This window comes from Rhodococcus pyridinivorans, from assembly GCF_900105195.1.
Classification (GTDB): Bacteria; Actinomycetota; Actinomycetes; order Mycobacteriales; family Mycobacteriaceae; genus Rhodococcus; species Rhodococcus pyridinivorans.
This window is the reverse complement of sequence record NZ_FNRX01000002.1, coordinates 3,163,384-3,188,906: the sequence shown is the minus strand read 5'-3', so window position 1 is coordinate 3,188,906 and position 25,523 is coordinate 3,163,384. Positions and strand designations below refer to the sequence as shown.

22 protein-coding genes are annotated in these 25,523 nt (G+C 70.0%); 20 read left to right on the top strand and 2 right to left on the bottom strand.

Features of this window, described 5'->3' with window-relative positions; all coding sequences use genetic code 11:
* Window positions 1-27: 27 nt before the first annotated feature.
* The 11 genes from BLV31_RS15075 to BLV31_RS15025 all read left to right on the top strand — a co-directional run bounded on the left by BLV31_RS15075 (window position 28) and on the right by BLV31_RS15025 (window position 13,736).
* Window positions 28-1,341, top strand: coding sequence for a dihydroorotase (locus BLV31_RS15075; protein WP_024100784.1), 1,314 nt, complete (start codon window positions 28-30; stop codon window positions 1,339-1,341).
* 8 nt (window positions 1,342-1,349) lie between these two features.
* Window positions 1,350-1,841 carry a PH-like domain-containing protein gene (locus BLV31_RS15070; RefSeq protein ID WP_039587126.1) on the top strand — a complete coding sequence of 164 codons (492 nt, stop codon included), beginning with the start codon at window positions 1,350-1,352 and terminating at the stop codon, window positions 1,839-1,841.
* 117 nt (window positions 1,842-1,958) lie between these two features.
* Complete coding sequence (gene carA / locus BLV31_RS15065; RefSeq protein ID WP_006551447.1) at window positions 1,959-3,143, top strand: glutamine-hydrolyzing carbamoyl-phosphate synthase small subunit; 1,185 nt, start codon at window positions 1,959-1,961, stop codon at window positions 3,141-3,143.
* A complete protein-coding gene (gene carB, locus BLV31_RS15060) occupies window positions 3,143-6,487 on the top strand; it encodes a carbamoyl-phosphate synthase large subunit (protein WP_064060290.1) in 3,345 nt (1,114 codons plus the stop codon). The genes carA and carB overlap by 1 nt, the downstream gene beginning before the upstream one ends.
* Window positions 6,484-7,326 carry an orotidine-5'-phosphate decarboxylase gene (gene pyrF / locus BLV31_RS15055; RefSeq protein WP_064060291.1) on the top strand — a complete coding sequence of 281 codons (843 nt, stop codon included), beginning with the start codon at window positions 6,484-6,486 and terminating at the stop codon, window positions 7,324-7,326. The genes carB and pyrF overlap by 4 nt, the downstream gene beginning before the upstream one ends.
* Before the next feature lie 429 nt (window positions 7,327-7,755).
* Entirely contained in the window at window positions 7,756-8,076 is a 321-nt protein-coding gene (mihF, locus tag BLV31_RS15050; protein WP_006551450.1) for an integration host factor, actinobacterial type, read from the top strand.
* Window positions 8,077-8,140: 64 nt separating this feature from the next.
* Window positions 8,141-8,692, top strand: a complete 552-nt coding sequence (gene gmk, locus BLV31_RS15045) for a guanylate kinase (protein ID WP_016691679.1) — start codon at window positions 8,141-8,143, stop codon at window positions 8,690-8,692.
* Window positions 8,693-8,768: 76 nt separating this feature from the next.
* Window positions 8,769-9,071, top strand: a complete 303-nt coding sequence (gene rpoZ, locus BLV31_RS15040; RefSeq protein ID WP_006551452.1) for a DNA-directed RNA polymerase subunit omega — start codon at window positions 8,769-8,771, stop codon at window positions 9,069-9,071.
* Window positions 9,068-10,351 (top strand): bifunctional phosphopantothenoylcysteine decarboxylase/phosphopantothenate--cysteine ligase CoaBC, encoded by a 1,284-nt coding sequence (gene coaBC, locus BLV31_RS15035; protein WP_041803329.1) that lies wholly within the window; start codon window positions 9,068-9,070, stop codon window positions 10,349-10,351. The genes rpoZ and coaBC overlap by 4 nt, the downstream gene beginning before the upstream one ends.
* Window positions 10,352-10,485: 134 nt before the next feature.
* Window positions 10,486-11,700 (top strand): methionine adenosyltransferase, encoded by a 1,215-nt coding sequence (gene metK, locus BLV31_RS15030; RefSeq protein WP_064060292.1) that lies wholly within the window; start codon window positions 10,486-10,488, stop codon window positions 11,698-11,700.
* A 17-nt stretch (window positions 11,701-11,717) separates the two neighbouring features.
* Complete coding sequence (locus BLV31_RS15025; protein WP_064060293.1) at window positions 11,718-13,736, top strand: primosomal protein N'; 2,019 nt, start codon at window positions 11,718-11,720, stop codon at window positions 13,734-13,736.
* Between the two features lie 37 nt (window positions 13,737-13,773).
* Here the strand turns inward: BLV31_RS15025 and BLV31_RS15020 are convergent, their stop codons facing one another.
* The gene (locus BLV31_RS15020; protein ID WP_255312746.1) at window positions 13,774-14,262 is read right to left on the bottom strand and encodes a hemerythrin domain-containing protein; all 489 of its coding nucleotides are present in this window, start codon (window positions 14,260-14,262) and stop codon (window positions 13,774-13,776) included.
* Window positions 14,263-14,664: 402 nt separating this feature from the next.
* Between BLV31_RS15020 and BLV31_RS15015 the strand changes: the two genes are divergently transcribed.
* The 9 genes from BLV31_RS15015 (at window position 14,665) to BLV31_RS14975 (ending at window position 24,810) form a co-directional block, all read left to right on the top strand.
* Window positions 14,665-15,696, top strand: coding sequence for an esterase/lipase family protein (locus BLV31_RS15015; protein ID WP_006551456.1), 1,032 nt, complete (start codon window positions 14,665-14,667; stop codon window positions 15,694-15,696).
* 210 nt (window positions 15,697-15,906) lie between these two features.
* Window positions 15,907-16,827, top strand: coding sequence for a methionyl-tRNA formyltransferase (fmt, locus tag BLV31_RS15010; RefSeq protein WP_024100791.1), 921 nt, complete (start codon window positions 15,907-15,909; stop codon window positions 16,825-16,827).
* On the top strand, window positions 16,824-18,305 hold the full coding sequence (locus BLV31_RS15005; protein WP_006551458.1) for an RsmB/NOP family class I SAM-dependent RNA methyltransferase: 1,482 nt from the start codon (window positions 16,824-16,826) through the stop codon (window positions 18,303-18,305). The genes fmt and BLV31_RS15005 overlap by 4 nt, the downstream gene beginning before the upstream one ends.
* A 105-nt stretch (window positions 18,306-18,410) precedes the next feature.
* Entirely contained in the window at window positions 18,411-18,791 is a 381-nt protein-coding gene (locus BLV31_RS15000) for a hypothetical protein (protein WP_248846178.1), read from the top strand.
* Complete coding sequence (locus BLV31_RS14995) at window positions 18,781-20,379, top strand: sensor histidine kinase (RefSeq protein WP_064060296.1); 1,599 nt, start codon at window positions 18,781-18,783, stop codon at window positions 20,377-20,379. The genes BLV31_RS15000 and BLV31_RS14995 overlap by 11 nt, the downstream gene beginning before the upstream one ends.
* The gene (locus tag BLV31_RS14990) at window positions 20,376-21,038 is read left to right on the top strand and encodes a response regulator transcription factor (protein ID WP_006551461.1); all 663 of its coding nucleotides are present in this window, start codon (window positions 20,376-20,378) and stop codon (window positions 21,036-21,038) included. The genes BLV31_RS14995 and BLV31_RS14990 overlap by 4 nt, the downstream gene beginning before the upstream one ends.
* Window positions 21,035-22,537 carry an SLC13 family permease gene (locus BLV31_RS14985; RefSeq protein ID WP_064060297.1) on the top strand — a complete coding sequence of 501 codons (1,503 nt, stop codon included), beginning with the start codon at window positions 21,035-21,037 and terminating at the stop codon, window positions 22,535-22,537. Before BLV31_RS14990 ends, BLV31_RS14985 begins: the two co-directional genes overlap by 4 nt.
* Window positions 22,538-22,599: 62 nt before the next feature.
* Entirely contained in the window at window positions 22,600-23,835 is a 1,236-nt protein-coding gene (locus BLV31_RS14980; RefSeq protein WP_064060298.1) for a glycerate kinase family protein, read from the top strand.
* A gap of 45 nt (window positions 23,836-23,880) precedes the next feature.
* Window positions 23,881-24,810 (top strand): 1-phosphofructokinase family hexose kinase, encoded by a 930-nt coding sequence (locus BLV31_RS14975; protein WP_006551464.1) that lies wholly within the window; start codon window positions 23,881-23,883, stop codon window positions 24,808-24,810.
* A gap of 31 nt (window positions 24,811-24,841) precedes the next feature.
* Here the strand turns inward: BLV31_RS14975 and BLV31_RS14970 are convergent, their stop codons facing one another.
* Window positions 24,842-25,399, bottom strand: coding sequence for a VOC family protein (locus BLV31_RS14970; protein WP_064060299.1), 558 nt, complete (start codon window positions 25,397-25,399; stop codon window positions 24,842-24,844).
* Window positions 25,400-25,523: the final 124 nt, after the last annotated feature.

Below are 25,523 nucleotides of genomic sequence, written 5' to 3'. Positions count from 1 at the left end.
GGAGACACAGGAACAGGAGACACACAGGTGACGCCGCAGGTGCTCATCCGCAACGTCCGCCTCTACGGCGAGGGCGATCCGGTCGACGTGCTGCTCGGCGACGAGCAGATCCTCGCCGTCGGAACCGACCTCGAGGTCGGCGACGACGCGGAGATCGTCGACGGCACGGGGCAGATCATGCTCCCGGGCTTCGTCGACCTGCATACGCACCTGCGCGAACCGGGCCGCGAGGACACCGAGACCGTCGATTCGGGCTCGGCCGCCGCGGCGCGCGGCGGGTACACCGCGGTGTTCGCGATGGCCAACACCGATCCGGTCGCCGACTCGGTGGTCGTCACCGATCACGTGTGGCGCCGCGGCCGCGAGGTCGGGCTCGTCGACGTCCACCCCGTGGGTGCGGTCACCGTCGGACTCGAGGGCAAGCAGCTCGCCGAGATGGGCACGATGGCCGCCGGTGTCGGTGGCGTGCGGATGTTCTCCGACGACGGCAAGTGCGTCTACGACCCGCTGCTCATGCGTCGCGCGCTCGAGTACTCGGCCTCGCTCGGTGTCCTGATCGCCCAGCACGCCGAGGAGCCGCGGCTGACCGTCGGTGCCGTCGCGCACGAAGGACCGACCGCGGCGCGTCTCGGCCTCACCGGCTGGCCCCGTGCCGCCGAGGAGTCCATCGTCGCCCGCGACGCGCTGCTCGCCCGCGACGCCGGAGCGCGCGTGCACATCTGCCACGCGTCGACGGCCGGCACCGTCGAGCTCGTCCGGTGGGCACGCTCGCAGGGCATCTCGATCAGCGCCGAGGTCACGCCGCACCACCTGCTCCTCGACGACTCGCGTCTCGAGAGCTACGACGGCATCAACCGGGTCAATCCGCCGCTGCGCGAGAGATCCGACGTCGAAGCACTGCGCCGCGGCCTCGCGGACGGGACCATCGACTGTGTGGCCACCGACCACGCCCCGCACGCCGAACAGGACAAGTGCTGCGAGTTCTCACAGGCACGTCCGGGAATGCTCGGACTCGAGACGGCGTTGTCCGTCGTGATCGAGACGATGGTCCGGCCTGGCCTGCTGGACTGGCGCGGCGTCGCGAAGGTCATGAGCGAGCGTCCCGCGGAGATCGTGGGCCTCGACGACCAGGGCAGGCCGCTCGAGGTGGGCGAACCCGCGAACATCGTGCTCGTCGACCCGGATACCGAGTGGACGGTGCACGGTCCCGACCTCGCGAGCATCTCCCACAACACGCCCTACGAGGACATGACCCTGCCGGGCCGGGTCACCACCACCGTGTTGCGCGGACGGATCACCGCCCGCGACGGTGCGGTGTTCCCGCGCTCGACCGAAAGGTAGGAACCGACATGGATCGCTTTCTCATCACCGTCGGTTTCCTCGCGCTCTGGGTGGTGCTCGTCCTGCTGATGTGGAAGGGCTGGAAGGGACGCGCCCGACGCCAGCGGGATGCGGTCGGCGAACTGCCGACCGTGCCCGCGGAGCTGGGGGAGCGGCTCGTCGAGCCGAGCACGGGCCTGTACGTCGGCAGCACCCTCGCGCCGAGCTGGCAGGACCGCGTCGCGGTCGGCGACCTCGGACACCGCGCGAACGCGGAACTGTCGCGCTACCGATCCGGTGCGCTGCTCGAACGCGACGGTGCATCCCCGATCTGGATCCCGCAGGACTCGATCCGTGCGATCCGCACCGAGCGCGGGCTGGCCGGCAAGGTCATGTCCCAGGACGGGGTGCTGGTCATCCGCTGGGAGCTGCCCTCGGGGACCGAGATCGACACGGGCTTCCGCGGAGACGACAAGTCGATCTACCCGCTCTGGACGAACGGGAACGACGAAAAATCTTGAGACGGTGACGATCACAACGACGATGACGATCACGACGAACAACACGACGATCACGACACGCGAGATCTCAGCCCGTGCGGCCGGCTCTGGTGCGGTCGATAAGAACGGAGACAACGCATGAGCGGCAGAACATTCGGCGGCGGCACGGCTGTGCTGGTCCTCGAGGACGGACGGGTCTTCCGCGGCATCCCCTTCGGTGCGGTCGGACAGACCCTCGGCGAGGCCGTCTTCAGCACGGGCATGACCGGCTACCAGGAGACCCTCACCGATCCCAGCTACCACCGGCAGATCGTGGTGGCCACGGCACCGCAGATCGGCAACACCGGCTGGAACCACGAGGACAACGAGTCCGTCGGCCCCACCGGCGATCACGCCGAGTCCAAGATCTGGGTGGCCGGCTTCATCGTCCGCGACCCCTCGCGTCGCGTGTCGAGCTGGCGTGCCACCGGCTCGCTGCAAGACGAACTCGAGCGGCAGAACATCGTGGGTCTCGCGGGCATCGACACCCGCGCACTCGTGCGGCACCTGCGCACCCGCGGTTCGATGCGCGCCGGCATCTTCTCCGGCGACGCCCTCGCCTGGAAGGGTGACGACCTCGACATCGACGTCCTGCTCGACCGGGTGAAGAGCCAGCCCTCGATGCTCGGCGCCGACCTCGCCGGCGAGGTGAGCACCACCTCCGGCTACGTCGTCGAACCGACCGACGGCGAGGCCCGCTTCACCGTCGCGGCCATCGACCTCGGCATCAAGACCAACACCCCGCGCATGTTCGCCCAGCGCGGCATCCGTGTGCACGTGCTGCCGTCCACCGCGACGCTGCACGACATCCTCGACCTGAAGGCCGACGGCGTCTTCCTGTCCAACGGGCCGGGCGACCCGGCGACCGCCGACGGCGCGGTGCACCTGACCAAGGAGGTGCTCGGCCAGGGTCTGCCCCTGTTCGGCATCTGCTTCGGCAACCAGATCCTCGGCCGCGCACTCGGCCTGGGCACCTACAAGATGAAGTTCGGTCACCGCGGTATCAACATCCCGGTGGTCGAGCACGAGACCGGCCGCATCGCGATCACCGCGCAGAACCACGGGTTCGCGCTCGAAGGTGAGGCCGGCCAGGAGTTCGACACACCGTTCGGTCGCGCGGTCGTCAGCCACACCTGCGCCAACGACGGTGCGGTCGAGGGCGTCAAGCTCCTCGACGGCCGTGCCTTCTCCGTGCAGTACCACCCCGAAGCGGCGGCCGGACCGCACGACGCCGCCTACCTGTTCGATCGTTTCACCCGCATGCTCGAGGGAGAGAAGAACTGATGCCACGCCGTACCGACCTCTCCCACGTCCTGGTCATCGGGTCCGGCCCGATCGTCATCGGACAGGCCTGCGAGTTCGACTACTCGGGCACCCAGGCGTGCCGGGTGCTCCGCGAGGAGGGCCTGCGGGTCTCCCTCGTGAACTCGAACCCGGCCACGATCATGACCGACCCCGAGTTCGCCGATGCGACCTACATCGAGCCGATCACCGCCGACTACGTCGAGAAGGTCATCGCGACCGAGCAGGCCAACGGCACCCCGATCGACGCGGTGCTCGCGACCCTCGGCGGCCAGACCGCCCTCAACACCGCCGTCGCGCTGTCCGAGCGCGGCATCCTCGACAAGTACGGCGTCGAACTCATCGGCGCCGACTTCGACGCCATCCAGCGCGGCGAGGACCGGCAGAAGTTCAAGGACATCGTCACCAAGTGCGGCGGCGAATCCGCTCGCTCGGCCGTCTGCTACACGATGGACGAGGTCCGTGCGACCGTCGCCGAACTCGGCTTCCCCGTCGTGGTGCGACCGTCCTTCACCATGGGCGGCCTCGGCTCCGGCATGGCCTACGACGACGCCGACCTCGAGCGCATCGCCGGCGGTGGTCTCGCGGCCTCGCCCACCGCGAACGTGCTCATCGAGGAATCCATCCTCGGCTGGAAGGAATACGAGCTCGAACTCATGCGCGACGGTGCCGACAACGTCGTCATCGTCTGCTCGATCGAGAACGTCGACCCGGTCGGTGTGCACACCGGCGACTCGGTGACCGTCGCCCCCGCGATGACGCTCACCGACCGCGAGTACCAGAAGATGCGCGACCTCTCGATCGCCATCCTGCGCGAGGTCGGTGTCGACACCGGCGGCTGCAACATCCAGTTCGCGATGGATCCGCGCGACGGCCGGCTCGTCGTCATCGAGATGAACCCGCGCGTGTCGCGGTCGTCGGCACTCGCGTCGAAGGCCACCGGCTACCCGATCGCGAAGATGGCCGCCAAGCTCGCCATCGGCTACACGCTCGACGAGATCGTCAACGACATCACCAAGGAGACCCCGGCCTGCTTCGAACCGAGCCTCGACTACGTCGTGGTCAAGGCCCCGCGGTTCGCCTTCGAGAAGTTCCCCGGCGCCGACGGCACTCTCACCACCACCATGAAGTCGGTCGGTGAGGCCATGTCGATCGGCCGCAACTTCTCCGAGGCCTTCGGCAAGGTGCTGCGCTCGCTCGAGACGAAGTCCGCGGGCTTCTGGACGGGCCCCGAGATCGAGGGCACTCTCGACGAGATCCTCGAGGAGATCCGCACCCCCACGGACGGCCGGTTCTACCGGATCGCCCGGGCCCGGGAGCTCGGTGCGACCGTCGAGCAGCTCTTCGACGCCACGAAGATCGACCCGTGGTTCCTCGAGCAGTTCGCGCACATCGTCGAGCTGGGCCAGGACGTCCGCAACGCCGAGCAGTTCGGTGCCACCGAGCTGCGCTACGCCAAGCACCACGGCTTCTCCGACCGGCAGATCGCGGCCCTGCGCCCGGCGCAGTTCGCCTCCGAGGACGAGGTGCGCGCCCTGCGTCAGGAGCTCGGCATCCACCCGGTCTACAAGACCGTGGACACCTGCGCCGCCGAGTTCGAGGCCAAGACGCCGTACCACTACTCGACCTACGAGCTCGACCCCGCGGCCGAGTCCGAGGTCGCGGAGCAGCGCGACAAGCCCAAGGTGCTCATCCTCGGCTCCGGCCCGAACCGCATCGGTCAGGGCATCGAGTTCGACTACTCGTGCGTCCATGCCGCGCTGACGCTGTCGGAGGCCGGCTACGAGACCGTGATGGTCAACTGCAACCCCGAGACGGTCTCGACCGACTACGACACCGCCGATCGCCTGTACTTCGAGCCGCTGACCTTCGAGGACGTCCTCGAGGTCTACCGCGCCGAGTGCGAGTCCGGCACCGTCGCCGGCGTCATCGTCCAGCTGGGCGGCCAGACCCCGCTCGGCCTGGCGCGTCGCCTGAAGGCCGCCGGGGTGCCGATCGTCGGTACCTCGCCCGAGGCCATCGACCTCGCGGAAGATCGCGGTGAGTTCGGGCGCGTGCTCGAGGAGGCCGACCTGCCGGCCGCGAAGTACGGCACGGCCACCACCTTCGAGGGTGCGCGCGAGATCGCCGCCGGCATCGGATACCCGGTGTTGGTGCGCCCGTCCTACGTGCTCGGTGGTCGCGGCATGGAGATCGTCTACGACGAGAAGGCGCTCGAGACCTACATCTCCAACGCCACCGAGATCTCCGACGACCGCCCCGTGCTCGTCGACCGCTTCCTCGACGACGCCGTCGAGATCGACGTCGACGCGCTGTGCGACGGCACCGACGTGTACATCGGCGGAATCATGGAGCACATCGAGGAGGCCGGCATCCACTCCGGCGACTCGGCCTGTGCGCTGCCGCCGATCACTCTGGGCCGCGCCGACATCGAGAACGTCCGCCGCTCGACGGCCGCGCTCGCGAAGGGCATCGGCGTCAAGGGCCTGCTCAACGTCCAGTACGCGCTCAAGGACGACATCCTCTACGTCCTCGAGGCGAACCCCCGGGCCTCCCGCACGGTGCCGTTCGTCTCCAAGGCCACCGCGGTGCAGCTCGCCAAGGCCTGCGCCCGGGTGATGCTCGGCGAGTCCATCTCCGAGCTGCGTGCCGCGGGCATCCTCCCGGCCGAGGGCGACGGCAGCGACATCCCGCTCGACGCACCGGTCGCGGTGAAGGAAGCGGTGCTGCCCTTCAACCGGTTCCGGCGTGCCGACGGCACGGGCATCGACACCCTGCTCAGCCCGGAGATGAAGTCCACCGGTGAGGTCATGGGCCTCGACGACGACTTCGGAACCGCGTTCGCGAAGAGCCAGACCGCCGCCTACGGCTCCCTGCCGACCTCGGGCACGGTCTTCGTCTCGCTCGCGAACAAGGACAAGCGGTCGATGATCTTCCCGGTCAAGCACCTCGCCGACCTGGGCTTCCACATCATGGCTACCGTGGGAACGGCAGAAGTGCTGCGCCGCAACGGTGTTCCCTGCGAGCAGGTCCACAAGGTCTCCGGCGAGGACAAGCCGGAAGGCGCACTCGACGTCGTCGACCGCATCCGCGCCGGAGACGTGGACATGGTCATCAACACCCCCTGGGGCAACGCCGGTCCGCGTGTGGACGGCTACGAGATCCGCAGTGCGGCGGTCGCCGCGAACATCCCGTGCGTCACCACGGTGCAGGGTGCCTCCGCGGCCGTGCAGGGTATCGAGGCGGCACTGCGCGGTGAGATCGGAGTCAGCTCGATCCAGCGGATGCACGCGCGGCTGCGCGGCGTACCCGCCGAACAGGCGTGACACCCTTCGGGCAGCGACTCGCGGACGCTCTCGGGCGCCGCGGGCCGCTGTGCGTGGGCATCGACCCGCATCCGGGGCTCCTCACCGCGTGGGGGCTCGCCGACGACGTCGACGGCCTGGCTCGGTTCGGTGAACTGTGCGTCGAGGCCTTCGGCGACACCGTCGCGGTCGTCAAGCCGCAGGTGGCGTTCTTCGAGGCCTACGGCTCCGCCGGTCTCGCGGTTCTCGAACGCACCATCGCGCACCTGGGGGAGGCGGGGGCGCTCGTCCTCGCCGACGCCAAGCGCGGTGACATCGGCTCCACGATGGACGCCTATGCACGCACCTGGCTGTCGGACGGCTCTCCGCTGTGCTCGGACGCGGTGACCGTCTCCCCGTATCTGGGTTTCGGTTCGCTCGCCCCGGCGCTCGATCTGGCCGCCGGAACGGGCCGCGGGGTGTTCGTGCTCGCGGCGACCTCCAATCCCGAGGGTGCCCAGTTCCAACGCGCGCGGCTCGACGACGGGCGCACCGTCGCGCAGGCCGTGGTGGACGAGTGCGCTGCTCGCAACAGCGCTGCCCCCACGGACGGGGCCGCAGGGCTCGGCTCCGTGGGTGTGGTGGTCGGTGCGACCCTTACCGAGGCACCGGACCTGTCCGACCTCCACGGGCCCATCCTGATGCCCGGAGTGGGGGCCCAGGGCGGCACCGCCGACGACGTGCGACGACTCGCAGGCGACCACCTGCGGGCGGTCGTGCCCAACGTCTCACGCGACGTGCTGCGGGCCGGCCCGTCCGTCGCCGACCTGCGGGCCGCCGTCGCCCGCACCCTGGACGGCTTCGCCTTCCTGACGAACTGAGACGTTCGACTCTCGTGCCCGGATCGCCACGCGCGATCCGGGCACGAGTCGTACATATCGCTCGTATGCACTCTGACCTGCGCTCGGAGTGGCGCGACACGCGGAATGGGAAAAAAGTTTCTCGGCCCGCCGAAGCGCCGGAGCAGCGGGTCGGTGAGCCGGGGAGCCGCCCGACCCGATGTGGCCCGCTCTGTCGCATCGAATACCCGGTGACCTGCGGTTTTTCACTGTTCGAGCAGTTCGTGGCGATGTCTCGATGCCGATCGGAGGGTGCGAGATCCACTGCGGAAACGGCGTGCACTACCGCACGGATTTTCGAGCGGATCGCCGGGGGGTGGGTTCGCATTCGTCGGTGGTCGTGAGTACGGTCGCTATCGCCGCTGGTTACAGCGGTGAAGACTCGAAAGCCAACGATGAGACGGAGGAACCGTGGCCCTTCCCCAGCTGACCGATGAGCAGCGCGCCGCTGCTCTGGAGAAGGCGGCTGCTGCCCGTCGTGCCCGGGCTGAGCTCAAGGAGCGCCTCAAGCGCGGCGGCACCGACCTCAAGCAGGTGCTCAAGGACGCCGAGAACGACGAGATCCTCGGCAAGATGAAGGTGTCGGCTCTGCTCGAGGCCCTGCCGAAGGTCGGCAAGGTCAAGGCGCAGGAAATCATGACCGAGCTGGAGATCGCCCCGACCCGCCGTCTGCGCGGCCTCGGCGACCGTCAGCGCAAGGCCCTGCTCGCCAGGTTCGATTTCGACGCCTGAGCACGTGGTAGCTGACGCACGACCCGTGACGGACAGCGCACCCGCAACGCGGAGGGGCCGGCTGGTGGTACTGGCCGGACCCTCCGCGGTGGGTAAGTCGACCGTCGTACGCCTTCTGCGGAGCCGGATCCCGGATCTGCACTTCAGTGTCTCGGCCACCACCCGGGACCCGCGACCGGGCGAGGTGGACGGAGTGGACTACCACTTCGTCGGCCGCGCCGAGTTCGACCGGATGATCGAAGCCGGCGAACTGCTCGAATGGGCCGACATCCACGGCGGCCTGCAGCGATCGGGCACGCCGGCCAAGCCGGTGCTCGACGCACTCGCCGAGGGACATCCGGTGCTCGTGGAGGTCGACCTCGCGGGTGCGCGGGCCGTCCGTGCAGCGATGCAGGACGCAGTCCTCGCCTTCCTCGCCCCGCCCAGTTGGGAGGTGCTCGTCGAGCGCCTCACCGGCCGAGGCACCGAAACCGACGAGGTCGTCGCTCGCAGGCTCGATACCGCCCGCAGCGAACTGGCCGCGCAGGACGAGTTCGACGTCGTGATCGTCAACGACGATGTCGACCGGGCCTGCGATGAATTGGTATCCTTGTTGGTTGGACCCGGAGCCGACTGATCCGTCCGCGCCTCGAGCGCATCCGGCTGCCGGTTCCGGCGCCCTCCCATCCCGCGACATCTCAGGAGAACACCGAGTGAGCAGCATCCAGGCAGCCGCGACCGACCTCGAGGGCAACACCCTTCCGGTCTACGACACCCCCACGGGTATCACCAACCCGCCTATCGACGAGCTGCTCGAGCGCGCCTCCTCGAAGTACGCGCTGGTGATCTACGCCGCCAAGCGGGCACGCCAGATCAACGACTACTACAACCAACTCGGCGACGGCATCCTCGAGTACGTCGGCCCCCTCGTGGAGCCGGGTCTGCAGGAGAAGCCGCTGTCGATCGCCCTGCGCGAGATCCACTCGGATCTGCTCGAGCACACCGAAGGCGAGTGAGCAACCCCGCTTCGAGCGGCGAGGCCGGATCCGTGCAGCGCCGCCGCATCGTCGTCGGTGTCGCCGGTGGCATCGCCGCCTACAAGTCCTGCGCACTGATCCGGGCCTTCACCGAGAGCGGACACCACGTGCGGGTCGTCCCGACGGAGTCCGCCCTCGAATTCGTCGGGCGCGCCACCTTCGAGGCGCTCTCCGGCAATCCCGTGCAGACCGGTGTGTTCGCCGAGGTGCCGCAGGTGCAGCACGTCCGGCTCGGCCAGGAGGCCGACCTCGTCGTCGTCGCTCCGGCCACCGCCGACCTCATGGCGCGGGCGGTCGCGGGTCGCGCCGACGACCTCCTCACGGCCACCCTGCTCACCGCGCGGTGCCCCGTGATGTTCGTGCCCGCGATGCACACCGAGATGTGGGAGCATCCCGCGACCGTCGACAACGTCGCGACGCTGCGTCGCCGCGGTGCCGTGGTCGTCGAACCGGCCTCGGGTCGGCTGACGGGCAAGGACACCGGTGCCGGGCGCATGCCCGAACCCGACGAGATCTTCAATCTGGCCTCGCTGCTGCTCGAGCGGGCCGACGCGCTGCCCCGCGACCTCGCCGGTCGCCGCATCGTCGTGTCCGCCGGCGGTACCCGTGAGCCCCTCGACCCGGTGCGCTTCCTCGGCAACCGGTCGTCCGGCAAGCAGGGCTACGCGCTCGCCCGTCTCGCCGCTCAGCGCGGCGCCGACGTCACGCTCGTCGCCGGCAGCGTCTCGGGTCTCGACGACCCGGCCGCGGTCGACGTCGTGCGCGTCCAGACGGCCGCTCAGATGCAGGACGCCGTCGCCAAGCACGCCTCGGGTGCCGACGCGGTCATCATGTCCGCGGCCGTTGCCGATTTCCGGCCCTTCACCTTCGCGACCAGCAAGATCAAGAAAGGCGAGGGCGAACCCGATTCCATCGCGCTGACGAAGAACGACGACATCCTCGCCGGTCTCGTCCGAGCGCGTGCCGAAGGCGGTCTGTCCGCCGAGACGGTCATCGTCGGGTTCGCAGCGGAGACCGGCGACGAACACGGAGACGTGCTCACCTACGCCCGCGAGAAGCTCGCCCGCAAGGGATGCGATCTTCTCGTCGTCAATGCCGTCGGCGAAGGTAAGGCCTTCGAGGTCGACGACAACAACGGCTGGTTGCTGTCCGCGGACGGTTCGGAAACCGCCCTCGCCCACGGGTCGAAGGCCCTCATGGCCAGCCGCGTGCTCGACGCGCTGGGACCTCTGCTGGCGGAACGCAGCAGAATCGGGTGATTTCAATACTCGCGCCGACGCCTGCGGAGCAGTAGCGTCGGCACTGCGATCGGGTCCTGCCGACCCGATCGGGGAGCGCATGCTCCATACGGTTTGTCCGTCCAGCGCCTGGCGCACAGTCGAGAGGGAGTTTCGTGAGCAAGACCGGCGGTCGTCTTTTCACCAGTGAGTCCGTGACCGAAGGGCATCCGGACAAGATCTGTGACGCGATCAGCGACTCGGTTCTCGACGCGCTCCTCACCGAGGATCCTCGTGCCCGGGTAGCGGTGGAAACCCTCGTCACCACGGGCCAGGTGCACGTGGTCGGTGAGGTCACCACCTCGGCATACGCCGACATCCCCAAGATCGTCCGCGATCGGGTGCTCGAGATCGGCTACGACTCGTCGTCGAAGGGCTTCGACGGCAACTCCTGCGGTGTCAACATCGCGATCGGCGCGCAGTCGCCCGAGATCGCCGGCGGCGTCGACGTCTCGCACGAGGCGCGCAGCGGTGTGCTCACCGACGACGAGGTCGCCCGCCAGGGCGCCGGCGACCAAGGCCTGATGTTCGGCTACGCCTGCTCCGATACGCCCGAACTCATGCCGCTGCCGATCTCCCTCGCACATCGCCTGTCGCGCCGGCTCACCGAGGTCCGCAAGTCGGGGGTTCTGCCGTACCTGCGTCCCGACGGCAAGACCCAGGTCACCATCGAGTACGCCGACGACAAGCCCGTCCGTCTCGACACGATCGTCATCTCGACGCAGCACGCCGCCGACATCGATCTGAACAACCTGCTCACGCCGGATCTGCGCACCCACGTCGTCGACGCGGTACTCGCCGACCCGAACCTGGCCGATCTCGACACGGCCGATGTGCGTCTGCTGGTCAACCCGTCCGGATCGTTCGTCCTCGGCGGCCCGATGGGCGACGCCGGCCTCACCGGCCGCAAGATCATCGTCGACACCTACGGCGGCATGGCCCGCCACGGTGGTGGCGCGTTCTCCGGCAAGGATCCGTCGAAGGTCGACCGTTCGGCCGCCTACGCGATGCGCTGGGTCGCCAAGACCGCCGTCGCCGCCGGTCTCGCCGACCGCATCGAGGTGCAGGTCGCCTACGCGATCGGCAAGGCTGCTCCGGTGGGTCTGTTCGTCGAGACCTTCGGCACCGAGAAGACCGACCCGGCCCGCATCCAGCAGGCCATCGGCGAGGTCTTCGACCTGCGCCCGGGAGCGATCATCCGTGACCTCGACCTGCTGCGCCCGATCTACGCGCAGACCGCTGCGTACGGCCACTTCGGCCGTACCGACATCGACCTGCCGTGGGAGAACACCGACCGCGCCGACAAGCTGCGCGCGGCCGCCGGTCTGTAGATTCCGATCGGGCCCGGGTGGCTGCTGATTTCGACGCCGCCGAGGTCGATCCGGTTGCGCGGGTTCTCCCGCTGCTACCGGTTCCGCACCTCGACCGGGAGTTCGACTACCTGATCCCGCGCGACCTGGACGCGGACGCCCGTCCGGGCGTCCGCGTCCGCGTCCGCTTCGCCGGACGTCTCGTCGACGGTTTCCTGCTCGCACGCGCCGCGACGAGCGATCACACCGGCAAGCTCGGCCGACTCGACCGCGTCGTCTCGTCCGAGCAGGTCCTCACGCCCGAGATCGCTGCTCTGGCAGAGGAAGTCGCGACCCGCTATGCCGGGACCCGGGCCGACGTGCTGCGTCTGGCGGTACCTCCGCGACACGCACGTGTCGAAGCCGAGGCGTCGCGCCCACCGGAACCTCCGCCTGTTCCGGAGATCGATCCTGCCGCGTGGGGCCGGTACCGGCACGGCGAGAACTTCCTCGAAGCGCTCGGCGGCGGCCGCGCCCCGCGCGCGTCCTGGCAGGCGCTGCCCGGTGAGGATTGGCCCCGACGGCTCGCCGAACTCGCCGCACTGACCCTCGCCTCGGGGAAGGCGGCCGTGCTCGTCGTTCCCGACCAGCGTGACCTCGACCGTCTCGTGAAGGCGTGTGCAGACGTCGCCGGGGCCGATCACGTCGTCGGCCTCGCCGCCGGCCTCGGACCGGCCGAACGGTATCGACGCTGGCTTGCGGCGCTGCGCGGATCCGCGCGCATCGTCGTCGGGACCCGGGCCGCCGTCTTCGCCCCGACCCCCGATCTCGGGCTCCTCGTGGTGTGGGACGACGGCGACGACCTGCACTGCGAACCACGGTCCCCGTATCCGCACGCCCGCGAAGTGGCTGCTCTGCGCGCCCACGCGGTCGGTGCCGCCATCGTGATCGCCGGGCACGCCCGCACCGCGGAGACCCAGGCGCTCGTCGAGGCCGGCTGGGCACACGATCTCGTGGCACCCCGCGACGTCGTACGGGCGTGCGCGCCGAAGGTCACGGCCCTCGCCGACAGCGACCACGCACTCGCACGGGATCCGGCCGCGCGTGCCGCGCGACTGCCTGCCATCGCGTTCGCCGCCGCCCGATCCGCTCTCGCGGTCGACCGCCCGGTGCTCGTGCAGGTACCGCGGCGCGGATACGTGCCCGCGCTCGCGTGCGGAAAGTGCCGGGCACCCGCCCGCTGCCGGCACTGCAACGGCCCGCTCGCACTGCCCACGGCGGCCGGTCCCGACGGTGCCGCGATCCCGGCATGCCGCTGGTGCGGTGTCGCCGATGCGCGTCACCGCTGCCACGCGTGCGGTGCGCGCTCGTTGCGGGCCGTGGTGGTCGGGGCGGCCCGCACCGCCGAAGAACTGGGCCGCGCCTTTCCGGGCGTGCCGGTCGTGACCTCCGGCGGCAACGACGTCAAGCACACCGTGCCCGGTTCGGCGTCGCTCGTCGTCTCCACCGTGGGCGCCGAACCCGTCGCCGAGGGCGGTTACGGGGCGGCGCTGCTCCTGGACGGGTGGGCCCTGCTCGGCCGTGCCGATCTGCGCGCCACCGAGGAGACGATGCGCCGCTGGCTCACCGCATCGGCGCTCGTACGGTCGTTCGCCGACGGGGGACAGGTCGTGGTCGTCGCCGATTCCGGGATCCCCACCGTGCAGGCGCTCGTGCGTTGGGATCCCGTGGGACACGCCCAGTCCGAGGTCTCCGAACGAGCCGAGGTCGGTTTCCCGCCCGCGGTCCACATGGCCGCGATCGACGGGTCGTCCGCGGCGGTCGCCGAACTGCTCGAGGCCACACACCTGCCCGAGGGAGCCGAGGTGCTCGGGCCCGTGCCGCTCCCGCCGGGGCAACGACTGCCGTTCGGATCCGAAGGACCCGAACCGGAGGACGTGCACCGGATGATCGTGCGGGTCGCACGCGAGCGCGGTCGCGCACTCGGTCGCGCCCTGCGCGACGCCCAGGCCACCCGCACGGCGCGTCGCGCGGACGGTCCGCTGCGGGTTCAGGTGGATCCGCCGCGTATCGGCTGACCCGGCCGCGGAGGGGGCGCGGATCTCCGCTGCCGGCCTAGGCCGCTTTCGGAATCGGTTGCGACGGAATGGATGCGGCGTCCGTACCCTTCCACAGCGCCGCGAAGTCGTGGCGATGTCGAATGTCCAGGATGCGCAGCAGGACGAAACGCGGTACGGGCGGCACGAGGTGCACGACGTGATCGCGCGAGGAGTCGTCGAGACCGTCGATGAGCCAGTTCCCTTCCTTGCCGAGCTGCTGCATCCCCTTCGGCTCGATACTGAACTCCTGGTCCCACGCGCGCCACTGCGCGTCGGTGATGCTGGTCGGGACCAGTGTCATCATCTCCCGCTCCTCACGTTCGAGATGGGGGAGCAGAACCTCGGACAAGCGGGACAGTGCTGCACCGAGTGCTTCGCCGGAGCCGGGGTGGTCGGCGCGGAGATCGCGTGCCGCCTCCTCGACTGGGGCGATCGCAGGCTCGATGGTGCGGTGGTCGGCGTTCATCCTCTCCACGAGCGGTGCCGCGTCGGGATTGCATTGCACCACGGGGATAGAGCCCACGGTCCGCGGACCAGTGGTGATGGTGAAGGAAATCCATCATCCACAACACGTGGTGGGCGAGAGCCACTCGGTGGGTCTGCTGCCATGTCTTCGTCGAGGTGGCGACCTCATGCGGAGGAGGTCGCGGCGGAGGGCGGAGTGCGCGATTCCCATGATTCGGGTATCGGCGGATCCGTCGGGATCGGTGGAGTGTCCGTCGACGGAGGCTGTTCCCAGTGTCGATCCGGCATGGACCGAGAGCAAGACCCGCCGGCTGCTGCCGTACATACGGACGACAGCCACACGCGTTGCCGGGGATATTATTTGTCACAGTAACGGAGCCGGTGATTGTGACCGATCTACTTCCGTAGGTGCCGGGGAGGCGCAGGAGGAGAGGGCGGACGAATGGGTGCCGGGCGGAGTGTCGGTGGTGTCGTCGGAGCGTGTGTCGTCGCGATGCTGACTGTGGGTGCAGCGGCACTGACTGTGGGCGCAGCGGCGGCGCAGCCGCTCCCGTCCGACGACGGACCGATCCTCGGTCTCGGGGAAGGGTCGTACAGCAGCGTGCCCGTCCCGGCGGGACCGGTGGCCACCGGGCACGCCGAAGCGGCCGAATACGCCGAGAACAACCCCGATGTCGCCCCCGCCGGTAGCAACGACTTCGCATGCGTGCCGTCCGAGGAGCGCCCTCATCCGGTGGTGCTCGCGCACGGCACCGATTCCAACGCCTACTCCGACTTCGCTGCGCTCTCGCCGCTGCTCGCCGCGTCAGGCTGGTGCGTATTCGCCCTGAACTACGGGTTCGCCGACGGTGCCGAGGATTACGGCACGGGCGACATCCGCGTCTCCGCAGCACAGTTCGGTGAGTTCGTCACCGAGGTCCTCGACGCGACCGGTGCGGAGGAGGTCGACGTCGTCGGCTACTCACAGGGAGCCACGGTGGCCCGCTACTACATCAACGAACTCGGGGGTGGCGAGGTCGTCGACCGGTGGGTGGGGATCGCGTCGCCGAGCTACGGAGGCACCTTCTACGGCATCGGGGCCGCCGTCGCCGCGCTGCCCGGAGCGACCGACATCGTCGAGGGCGAGTTCTCCGTCGCCCTCGTGCAGCAGCTTCAGGGGTCGGAACTGCTCACCGAACTCAACACACCCACCGACACCGTGCCCGGCGTGCGCTACACGACCATCGGTAGCGAGGTCGACGAGGTCATCCAGCCCGCCGGCAATGTCGCACTCCATGGTGAGGGCGCCGTCAATCACGTGATCCAGGAGCTGTGCCCGCAAGATCTGACCGGCCACTTCAACATGGTCTACGACCCCTTCTCGCTGCAGCTCGCGCGGCACGCGCTCGACCCCGACCGGTACGCGATCGGGGAGTGCACCACCGTCGCGCTCGGCACCGGTATCCCCGAACTGATCCTCCAGTCCAACACCTGAGCGCGGGCACTCGGGCTCCGACGCCTGAGCTCCATGCTCTCCGGTGCCGGCCTCCGCGAGGTGACCGCCCGGCGCGGTGATGCAGGTCGCACGACGTCGACTCCCTAGACTGTGAGAGGTCATCGCCGTCGAAAACTGGAGCAGCATCCGTGACATCCCCGCACAGTCCACACGCAGCGCACCCCACCTCCTGCTCGGCGGTGCTCTGACATGCGCGTGGTCTTCGCGGGAACACCGGAACCCGCCGTCCCGTCGCTGCTCCGCCTCATCGAGTCACGCCACGAGGTCGTCGCGGTGGTAACCCGCCCCGACACCACCGCCGGTCGCGGCCGGAAGGTCGTGCGATCCGCCGTGGGGCAGATCGCCGACGAACACGGCATCGAGGTCCTCACGCCGCGCTCGCCGCGCGACCCCGAGTTCGTCGCGCGACTGACCGAACTCGCACCCGACTGCTGCCCCGTGGTGGCCTACGGCGCCCTGATCCCGCAGGACGTCCTGGACATCCCTGTGCACGGATGGGTGAACCTCCATTTCTCGCTGCTGCCCGCCTGGCGCGGCGCGGCGCCCGTGCAGGCGGCGATCGCTGCCGGTGACGAGATCACCGGAGCGAGCACCTTCCGGCTCGAGGCCGGCCTCGACACCGGTCCGGTCTACGGCGTCGTCACCGAGACGATCCGTCCCACCGACACCGCCGGCGACCTGCTCGGCCGCCTCGCCGAGGTCGGTGCGACGCTGCTCGAATCCACCCTCGACGGCCTCGAAGACGGCATCCTCACGCCCGCACCGCAGCCGGCCGACGGTGTCTCGCACGCGCCCAAGGTCACCGTCGAGGCCGCCCAGGTGCAGTGGACACTCCCCGCACACGTCGTCGACCGGCGAATTCGCGCCGTCACGCCCGCTCCGGGTGCGTGGACGATGATCGGCGACCTGCGCGTGAAGATCGGTCCCGTGACGGTGACCGACGAGACCCTCGAACCCGGTGAGCTCGACATCCGCAAGGACGGCGTGCTCGTCGGTACCGCTACCACTGCCGTCCGGCTCGGGACGGTGCAACCGCCCGGGAAGAAGGCGATGACAGCCACGGACTGGGCGCGCGGCGCCCGTCTCGACCCGAAGGTGCGTGCGCGATGAGCGAATCCGGCAGGCCCCCGCGGGGCAAGCGCAATGCCGGAGGACGGAACCCCGCAGGTCGCGGGGGACGCAGCGGCGGTGGGAAGCCGAACCGCAATCCGGCGTCCGAACACGCCCCCCGACCGTGGAAGCCTCCCGCCGACCCCGCACGTGTCGCCGCGCGGGACGTGCTGCGCGCCGTGCGCGAACGGGACGCCTACGCCAATCTCGTTCTCCCGTCGCTGCTCCGGGAGCGGCATCTCGACGCGCGCGACGCCGCCCTGGCCACCGAGCTCACCTACGGCGCGGCCCGCGCGCGAGGCCTGCTGGACGCCGTGATCGCCGACGCCGCGAACCGTCCCGTCGACGAGATCGACGGCGCGCTGCTCGACGTACTGCGTCTGGGTGCCTACCAGTTGCTGCGCACGCGCGTCGCCCCGCACGCCGCTGTCGCCACGAGCGTCGACCTCGTCCGGGCCGAATTCGGATCGGGCCGAGCAGGTTTCGTCAACGCGGTGCTTCGTCGTGTGGGTGAGCGTTCGGAGGAGGAGTGGATCACGCTGCTCGCCCCCGACCCGGACCGCGACCCGGTGGGTCACCTGGCCTTCCGATACGCGCACCCCCTGTGGATCGCGCAAGCGTTCGCCCACGCGCTCGGATCGGATGCCTCCGAACTCGCCGACGTCCTCGCCGCCGACGACGCGCGCCCGATCGTCCACCTCGTCGCCCGGCCCGGGGTTATCACCGCGGAGGAACTCGCGCTCGTCACCGGCGGTGAGCTCGGACCGTGGTCGCCCTATGCGGTGCACCTCGAGCACGGCGACCCCGGCCGCCTCGAACCCGTCCGGGAAGGCATGGCCGCAGTCCAGGACGAAGGCAGCCAGCTCGTCGCACGTGCCCTCACCCTCGCACCCCTCGTCGGCGAGGACCGGGGCCGCTGGCTCGACCTGTGCGCGGGACCGGGCGGAAAGGCGGCGCTGCTCGGCGCCATCGCCGCGATCGACGGGTTCGCCGTCGACGCGGTCGAACCGGTCGACCACCGCGCGGAACTCGTCCGCAAGACCGCCCGCGACCTGCCGGTGACCGTGCACATCGCCGACGGGCGCGAGCCCGGACTCGAACCGGGCTACGACCGGATCCTCGTGGACGCACCCTGCACGGGTCTCGGCGCGTTGCGTCGGCGTCCCGAGGCGCGGTGGCGACGGCAACCCGGCGACGTCGCCGAACTCGTGCGGCTGCAGAAGGAACTGCTCGCATCGGCGATCGGACTGCTGCGTCCCGGTGGTGTGGTGCTCTACTCGACGTGTTCACCGCACGTCTCGGAGACCGTCGCCGTCGTGTCCGACGCGGTGCGCCGCCACGGTGTCGAACAGCTCGACACCCGCGAACTCGTCCCCGGCGTGCCGCAGGTCGGGGAGGGGCCGGGAGTCCAGCTCTGGCCGCACCGCCACGGCACCGACGCCATGTTCATGGCTGCGCTGCGTAAACCCGAGCGCTGATCGCGACCGCCGGACACGGATCGTCGTGTCCGGCGCCGGGGAAGATGAAAGTCTTCTCATCCGGTCTTCACGATCGATTCACTCCGGTGCAGGATGCTGTTCTCCATGCCGGTGATGAAACGCATGCTCGTGATCGCAGCGCTGCTGCTGATCCCGGCGGCCCTCGCGTGGGGGAGCCAGGCCCTGACACGACCGGCGGGCTCCCCCGAGATCGGTGATGCATCGGTCACCGTCTCCGTCGTGCCGACCACGACCGAGCCCGCGGCGCCGTCCCCCGGGGCCGAGGCGCCCGAGGTACGACCCGAACCCGAGCAGGAGTCGGCGTCCGCACCGTCGGTCCCCGGCACGCAGACATCCCCGCCTGCCGTCGTGCCGGCCCCGGTTCCCGATCCGGGCTGGTCCGACGTCGCGCGTCAGCCCCTGCCGACCCCTCAGGTCGAGTGGGACGACGACTGGGACGACGACTGGGACGACGATGACGACTGAGTCCGGGAAGCCGGCCGGGACGGAGCGCGCCGGTCACCTCCGCATCCCTCACCCCGGTCGCGGATCCGCTCTCCCTGCCCGGTGGCGCATCCTCAGCTGGATCCTGCTGACCACGGCCGTCGCGCTCGTCGCCGTCGTCGTCACCGCGCGGGTGCTGCTCCTCAACCACGTCGACCGAGATGCGAATGCCGACATCACTCAGGAGATCGACGAATTCCGGGCATTCGCCGCCGAGGGCGTCGACCCCACCACGACGTTCCCGTTCACCTCCGTGGAGCGGATGCTCGAGGTCTATCTCAACCGCCAGCACACCTCGGAGGGCGAGGTGATCGTCGGCGTCGTCGACGGTTCGCTGCTCTTCGACCGCCGTATCGCGGTGGACCGGCCCGACCTGCCGGCGAACCTCACCGAGGACGGTGTGATGTTCGAGCGCATCCTCAACGCCCCCACCGGCTCGGGCGTCCACGAGGTGGACGGTGGACAGATGCGCTGGGCCCGCGCCGACGTCACCTCCGGCGACGACCGGGGCGCGCTGATCGTCGCCGTGTTCACCGCCGAGCAGCGCGCGAAGGTCGCCGACACCGCCCGCACCATCGGACTGGTCGCGATCGGCGGCCTCGGTCTCACGGCGATCATCGGCTGGCTGGTCGCGGGACAGATCCTCGCCCCGATCCGCCAGGTGCGCGAGGTGGCCGCCGCCATCGGCGAGAAGGATCTGACGAGTCGGGTGCCCGTGCACGGACGCGACGACATCGCCGCACTGGCACAGACCTTCAACTCGATGCTCGACCGCCTCGAACAGGCCTACACCACGCAGCAGCAGTTCGTCGACGACGCCGGCCACGAACTGCGGACACCGATCACCGTGATCCGCGGGCACCTCGAACTCATGGATCTCGGTCACGCCGACGACGCGACGCGCGAGGAGACGATCCGGCTCGTCGAGGACGAACTCGACCGGATGGCGCGGATCGTCACCGACCTGCTCGTCCTCGCCAAGGCCGAGCGCCCCGACTTCGTGCAGCGACGACCGGTCGACGTCACCGACCTCATGCTCGACGTCGAGGCCAAGGCGCAGATGCTCGGCACCCGCGACTGGCAGCTCATGGAGATCGCCGAGGGCATGGCCGACATCGACGCCCAACGCGTCACCCAGGCCGTGCTGCAGTACGCGACCAATGCTGTCACGCACACCCACCCTGGGGACGTCATCCAGCTCGGATCCGTCTTCGTCGAGCACGACGGCACCGAGCACCTCCGGATCTGGGTCCGGGACACCGGACCCGGGGTCGCTCCGGACGACGCGGCACGCATCTTCGAACGCTTCCGCCGCGGACGCACCGTCCCCGGTGACCGGCACGGACCCGCCGCCGAACGAGGCGGGGCGGGTCTCGGACTCGCCATCGTCCGCGCCATCGCCGACGCGCACCACGGCTCGGCTTGGGTCGAGAGCGCGGTCGGGCACGGCGCGACCTTCGGCATCGACCTCCCCCTACGAGACCCCGCAGGAACCACCGGCACGACCGGCACGACCGGCACGGCCGGTTCCCCCGGTACAGCCGAGACTCGAAGGACCGCATCGCAGTGAGCAGAATCCTCATCGCCGAAGACGACACCCGCATCACCGCCTTCCTCGAGAAGGGGCTGCGCGCAGCGGGATACACCACCACCGACGCCACCGACGGCGAGACCGCCCTGATGCTCGCTCGCAGTGGCGCCTTCGATCTGGTGATCCTCGACATCGGGTTGCCCCGCATGGACGGCTTCACCGTCCTCGAGAGGTTGCGCGGTGAAGGTGTGCGGACCCCCGTGATCGTGCTGACCGCGCGAGACAGCGTCACCGATACCGTCGCGGGGCTCGAGGGCGGTGCCAACGACTATGTGAGCAAACCGTTCCAGTTCGCCGAACTGCTCGCCCGCATCCGGTTGCGCATCGGCGACAGCAGCTCGGCTGCCGATCCGGCAGCGGTGATCCGCGACGGCGACATGGCTCTGGACCTGCGGGCCCGACGCGCCGAGATCGCAGGGGAGAGCGCCGATCTCACCAGCCGCGAGTTCGCCCTGTTCGAGGTCTTCCTGCGTCACCGCGGGCAGGTGCTCTCCCGCGAACAGATCCTCGGGCACGTGTGGGGATACGACTTCGATCCCGCGTCCAACGTCGTCGACGTCTACGTGCGCGCACTGCGCAACAAGATCGGGGGAGACCGGGTCGAGACGATCCGCGGAGCGGGGTACCGGTTGCGATGACCTTCCACGCCACCGTCCCGCCGAGCTCCGTTGCGCCACAGCAGCGTCCGCCGCGCAGACACACCGCCCCGACGCCCGGCCGGATCGTCGCGGTCGGGATACTCGCCGGCACCGTCGGTCTCCTCGTGTATCTCACGCGCACCGACCCCGACCTGACGCCTCCGGCCGCCGTCACCATGATCGTGTTCGTCGTGGCCGTCTGGCTGTGGGTGTTCACGAGGATCGACGACACCTATGTGGCGCTCGGCGCTGCCGCGGCCCTCACGGTCGTCGGGGTCATCGACGCGGAGGCACTGTTCGCGACCCTCGGCGACGACGTCGTGTGGCTCCTGTTGTCCGCTTTCGTGATCGCCTCCGGTGTCGCGTCCTCGGGTTTGGCGACGCGGGGCGCGGCCTTCCTGGTGACGGGGGCGCACAGCCCGCGGGCGCTCGTGCACCTGGTGACGGCCGCGCTGATCGTCACCGCGTTCGCGGTCCCGTCGACCTCCGGTCGCGCCGCACTGGTGCTCCCGGTGTTCGTCGCGCTCGCGACGGTCCTCGCAGACCGGCCACGACTGGTGCGAGCACTCGCGTTGCTCTTCCCCACGGTGATCCTGCTGTCGGCGGTGGCGTCGCTGCTCGGCGCCGGTGCGCACCTGATCACCTCGCAGATCCTCGTCACGGCGACCGGCACCGGATTCGACTTCGCGACCTGGATGATCCTCGGCCTGCCGCTGGCGATCGTCTCGTCGCACGCCGCCGCCGAACTGGTGCTGCTGCTGTTCACCTCCACCGACGATCGGCGCGGACGCCTCACCGTCACCGCCGCCGACATCGGCGCGCAGGCCGACACCCCGGTCTGCGGGCCGCTCTTCGTCGCCGAATCCCGCGCCGCCCTTCTGCTGGTCGTGGTGATGGTGCTGTGGTGCACCGAACCCGTACACGGCATCCACCCGACGGTGGTGGCGCTGCTCGGTGCGCTCGTCGCGACCTCCCCGCGGTACGGCTCCGTGCGTCTCGCGCCTGCGCTGAAGACCGTGCCGTGGCCTCTGCTGCTGTTCATGGCGGCAACGCTGTCGATCGGTACCGCGCTGACGACGAGCGGCGCGGCGGACTGGCTCGCATCGACGGCTTTCGGCCCGCTCACCTCGCGCGGAGAGGGTGCCGGTCCGTTGTTCGTGGTCGTCGTGGTCGTGATCTCCGCTGCGGCGCACCTGGTCATCCAGTCGCGCTCGGCCCGTTCCGCCGTTCTCGTTCCCGTCGTGGTGGCACTCGCCCCGAGCGCAGGTGTCGATCCGCTCGCCGCGGCCTTCGTCTCGACGGCCGCCGCAGGCTTCTGCCACACCCTGCCGTCGTCGGCCAAGCCCGTGACGCTGTTCGCGGACGTGCCCGGCACATCCACCTACTCGACCTCCGACCTGTTGCGCCTGGCAGCGCGGCTCGGCCCGCTCCTCGCCGCGCTGGTCCTGTTGTTCGCGTGGTTCGTCTGGCCGCTGCTCGGCCTGTCGCTGTTCGTCTGATCCCTGTTCCCTCCCCCGTTGTCCCGTTCCACGGTCTGTCCCGTTTCACGATCGGAGTCGTCATGGCTTTGAAGGTTCCTCATCGCGTGCTCGTCGCACCCAGCGGTTTCAAGGAGAGTCTCGATGCGCGCAGCGTCGCCGCTGCGATCGGTGCGGGAGTCCGCCGGGCTCTGCCGTGCGCCGCCGTCGACCTCGTGCCTGTTCCGGACGGTGGGGAGGGCACCGCCGAGATCCTTGCCGAGGCCACCGGCGGCACGCTCGTCTCGGTCACCGTGACCGGTCCCGTCGGCGAGCCGGTGCGGGCGAGCTGGGCGCGTCTCGGTGGTGTCACCCGCGGGACGGCGGTCGTCGAGATGGCCTCGGCCGCCGGCCTTCGTCTCGTGCCCACCGATCGCCGTGATCCCGGTGCCACCACCACCCGCGGGGTCGGTGAACTCGTTGCCGCGGCACTCGACGACGGCATCCGCCGCATCGTCATCGGCTGCGGCGACTCGGGCACCAGCGACGGCGGAGCCGGGGCACTGCGAGCACTCGGCGCCCGGATCCTCGACGCCGACAGCCACGAACTGCCCGACGGGGGACGGCACCTCGCGCGCGCCGCGCGTCTCGATCTCGACGATCTGCACCCGGCGCTCGCCGACACCGAGATCGTCCTGGCCTGCAACGTCCACAACGTCCTGTGTGGGCCGACCGGTGTCGCTCGGGTCTTCGGCCCGCAGAAGGGCGCGACACCCGCGCAGGTCGAGGAGCTGTCCGCCGCTCTGGAGCGCTGGGCGAAGGTGCTCGAACGGGACGGGCGGGCACACGGGCTGGATGTGCGGTTCGGGGCGGGCACCGGCGCCTCAGGCGGCCTCGGTGCCGGTCTGGCCGCGGGCATCGGCGCCCGGATCGCCTCCCGGTTCGACGTGCTGCTCGACAGCGGCCTGTCCGGTATCGATCTCGACTCCCTGATCGCGCGCGCCGATCTGATCATCACCGCCGAAGGCAGCATCGACGTCCAGACCCCGCGCGGCAAGGTGCCCGCGGAGGTCGCCCGCCGCGCCCAGCGCGCCGGGGTGCCGGTGCTCGCCATCGCCGGGTCGCTCGGCGAGGGGGCGCGCGACGTCCACGACGTCGGAATCGGCGCGATCGCGTCGATCATCCCCGTCCCGATGCGCCTCGAGGACGCCGTCGCCAACGGTCACGACCTGCTCGTCGACGCCGCCGCGCGGTCCATGCGTCTGCTGATGCTCGGCTCCGCCGTGGCGAGTCGCAGCAAGGGCCGGGCGAAGAAGCGCAAGCACCGGGCGGCGGCGTGATGCAGTTCCGCGCGCGGCCGGCCGGGGCCGAATAGGGTTCCGGTCATGCCCGAGATCGTCACCCTGACCATGAACCCGGCACTCGACGTCACGACCTTCACCGACGCGGTGGTGCCCACCCGCAAGCTCCGCTGCGACGAACCGTTCTACGACGCCGGCGGGGGAGGAGTGAACGTCGCGAAGGTCGCGCGCGTGCTCGGTGCCTCGGCCGCCGCCGTCTATCCGGCCGGTGGTGCGCGAGGTGAACAGATGAGCGGTCTGCTCGACGACGACGACGTCGAGGAACACATCGTCCCGATCACCGGGTCCACCCGAGAGTGCTTCACGGCGATCGACCGTCGCAGCGGTCAGGAATACCGTTTCGTCACACCCGGTCCCGAGCTGACGGACGAGGAGCAGGAACGCTGCCTCGCGACACTCGAGAAGGTCGCCGAAGGCGCGAAGTACGTGGTGGCGAGCGGCAGCTTCCCGCCCGGTGTACCCGGCACCTTCGTCCGACGCATCGCGGCGGCGGCGCACGAGGCCGGCGCGCGGTTCGTCCTCGACTCGTCGGGCGATGCGCTGACCAGCATCGATTCGGGTGTCTACCTCGTCAAACCGAGCCTGGACGAGTTGTGCGAGTGGACCGGGCGGGAGCTGGCCACCGACGACGAGCAGATCGCGGCCGCGCGCGAACTCGTCACCTCCGGTGTCACGGAGATCGTGGTCGTCTCGCTCGGCGCAGACGGGGCGATCATGGTGACCGCCGACGAGGCCGTGCGGGTGCCGGCCCTGGCGGCCAAGGTGCGCAGCGCCGTCGGCGCCGGCGACAGCATGGTCGCCGGACTCGTCGTCGGACTGCTGCAGGAACGATCGTTGCGGGACGCGCTTGCTCTCGGGATCGCCTGCGGCACCGCGGCACTGCTCACCGCCGGAAGCCACGTCTGCCACCGCGAGGACATCGATCGTTTCGACGCCCTCGCCCGCCTGGTCTGACGACCCGCGGCGCCGGTCCGGCGACCGCCGGTCACACCGCGCGAGACCGTGGATCCCGCAGGGTACGAACGGCTTCGGTGAGTGTCGAGTGGATGTACCCGAGTTCCGGACTCGCGATGTGCGACCAGTCCGCCGACTCGTCCGCTGCCGCATCGTCCGTCCACGCGGATGTGTCGGCGCCGGGATCGTGCCGCTGGATCCACCAGAGATTGCCGGACGGATCCGAGAACCGGGCGAGGACATCGCCGAAGAAGTCCGTAGGCCGTGTGACAATCGCCGCGCCGTGCTGCGTGGCGCGTTCGAGGACGGCATCGACGTCGTGCACGTGGACCCGTACGAAGGCGGGGGTGAAGGGCCAGTCTGGTTTCCGGTCGGCGACCACGAGCACGGAGTCGCCGACCCGCACCTCCGAGTGGAGGAGGAGCCCGTCGTGGTCGAGGGTGCGCGCTTCGGGCACCTCCTCGGCCTCGAAGACGGCGACGAGGAAGTCGACGAGTTCGGTTGCTCCGTCGGAGATCAGGAAGGTGTCGACGGTGTTCGATCCGTCCGGACGGGGAGGGAGGGATTCGCGGTGATGGAGATCGGTCACGATGATCCTCGAGTTCGTAGGTGACTGCCAGCCTTCCGGGTATTGCGGCCACTTGGTGGCACCAATGCGCCCGAGATCGGAGATTCCCGGCCGGGTTCGGCTGCGTGCGGCGCGTGCGACGCAG

Bases quoted from the DNA above. Each gene is read 5' to 3' on its own strand.
- BLV31_RS15070 (WP_039587126.1), top strand. From the start codon at position 1,350: ATGGATCGCTTTCTCATCACCGTCGGTTTCCTCGCGCTCTGGGTGGTG.
- carA (WP_006551447.1), top strand. From the start codon at position 1,959: ATGAGCGGCAGAACATTCGGCGGCGGCACGGCTGTGCTGGTCCTCGAG.
- carB (WP_064060290.1), top strand. From the start codon at position 3,143: ATGCCACGCCGTACCGACCTCTCCCACGTCCTGGTCATCGGGTCCGGC.
- BLV31_RS15015 (WP_006551456.1), top strand. From the start codon at position 14,665: ATGGGTGCCGGGCGGAGTGTCGGTGGTGTCGTCGGAGCGTGTGTCGTC.
- fmt (WP_024100791.1), top strand. From the start codon at position 15,907: ATGCGCGTGGTCTTCGCGGGAACACCGGAACCCGCCGTCCCGTCGCTG.
- BLV31_RS15005 (WP_006551458.1), top strand. From the start codon at position 16,824: ATGAGCGAATCCGGCAGGCCCCCGCGGGGCAAGCGCAATGCCGGAGGA.
- BLV31_RS15000 (WP_248846178.1), top strand. From the start codon at position 18,411: ATGCCGGTGATGAAACGCATGCTCGTGATCGCAGCGCTGCTGCTGATC.
- BLV31_RS14995 (WP_064060296.1), top strand. From the start codon at position 18,781: ATGACGACTGAGTCCGGGAAGCCGGCCGGGACGGAGCGCGCCGGTCAC.
- BLV31_RS14985 (WP_064060297.1), top strand. From the start codon at position 21,035: ATGACCTTCCACGCCACCGTCCCGCCGAGCTCCGTTGCGCCACAGCAG.
- BLV31_RS14980 (WP_064060298.1), top strand. From the start codon at position 22,600: ATGGCTTTGAAGGTTCCTCATCGCGTGCTCGTCGCACCCAGCGGTTTC.
- BLV31_RS14975 (WP_006551464.1), top strand. From the start codon at position 23,881: ATGCCCGAGATCGTCACCCTGACCATGAACCCGGCACTCGACGTCACG.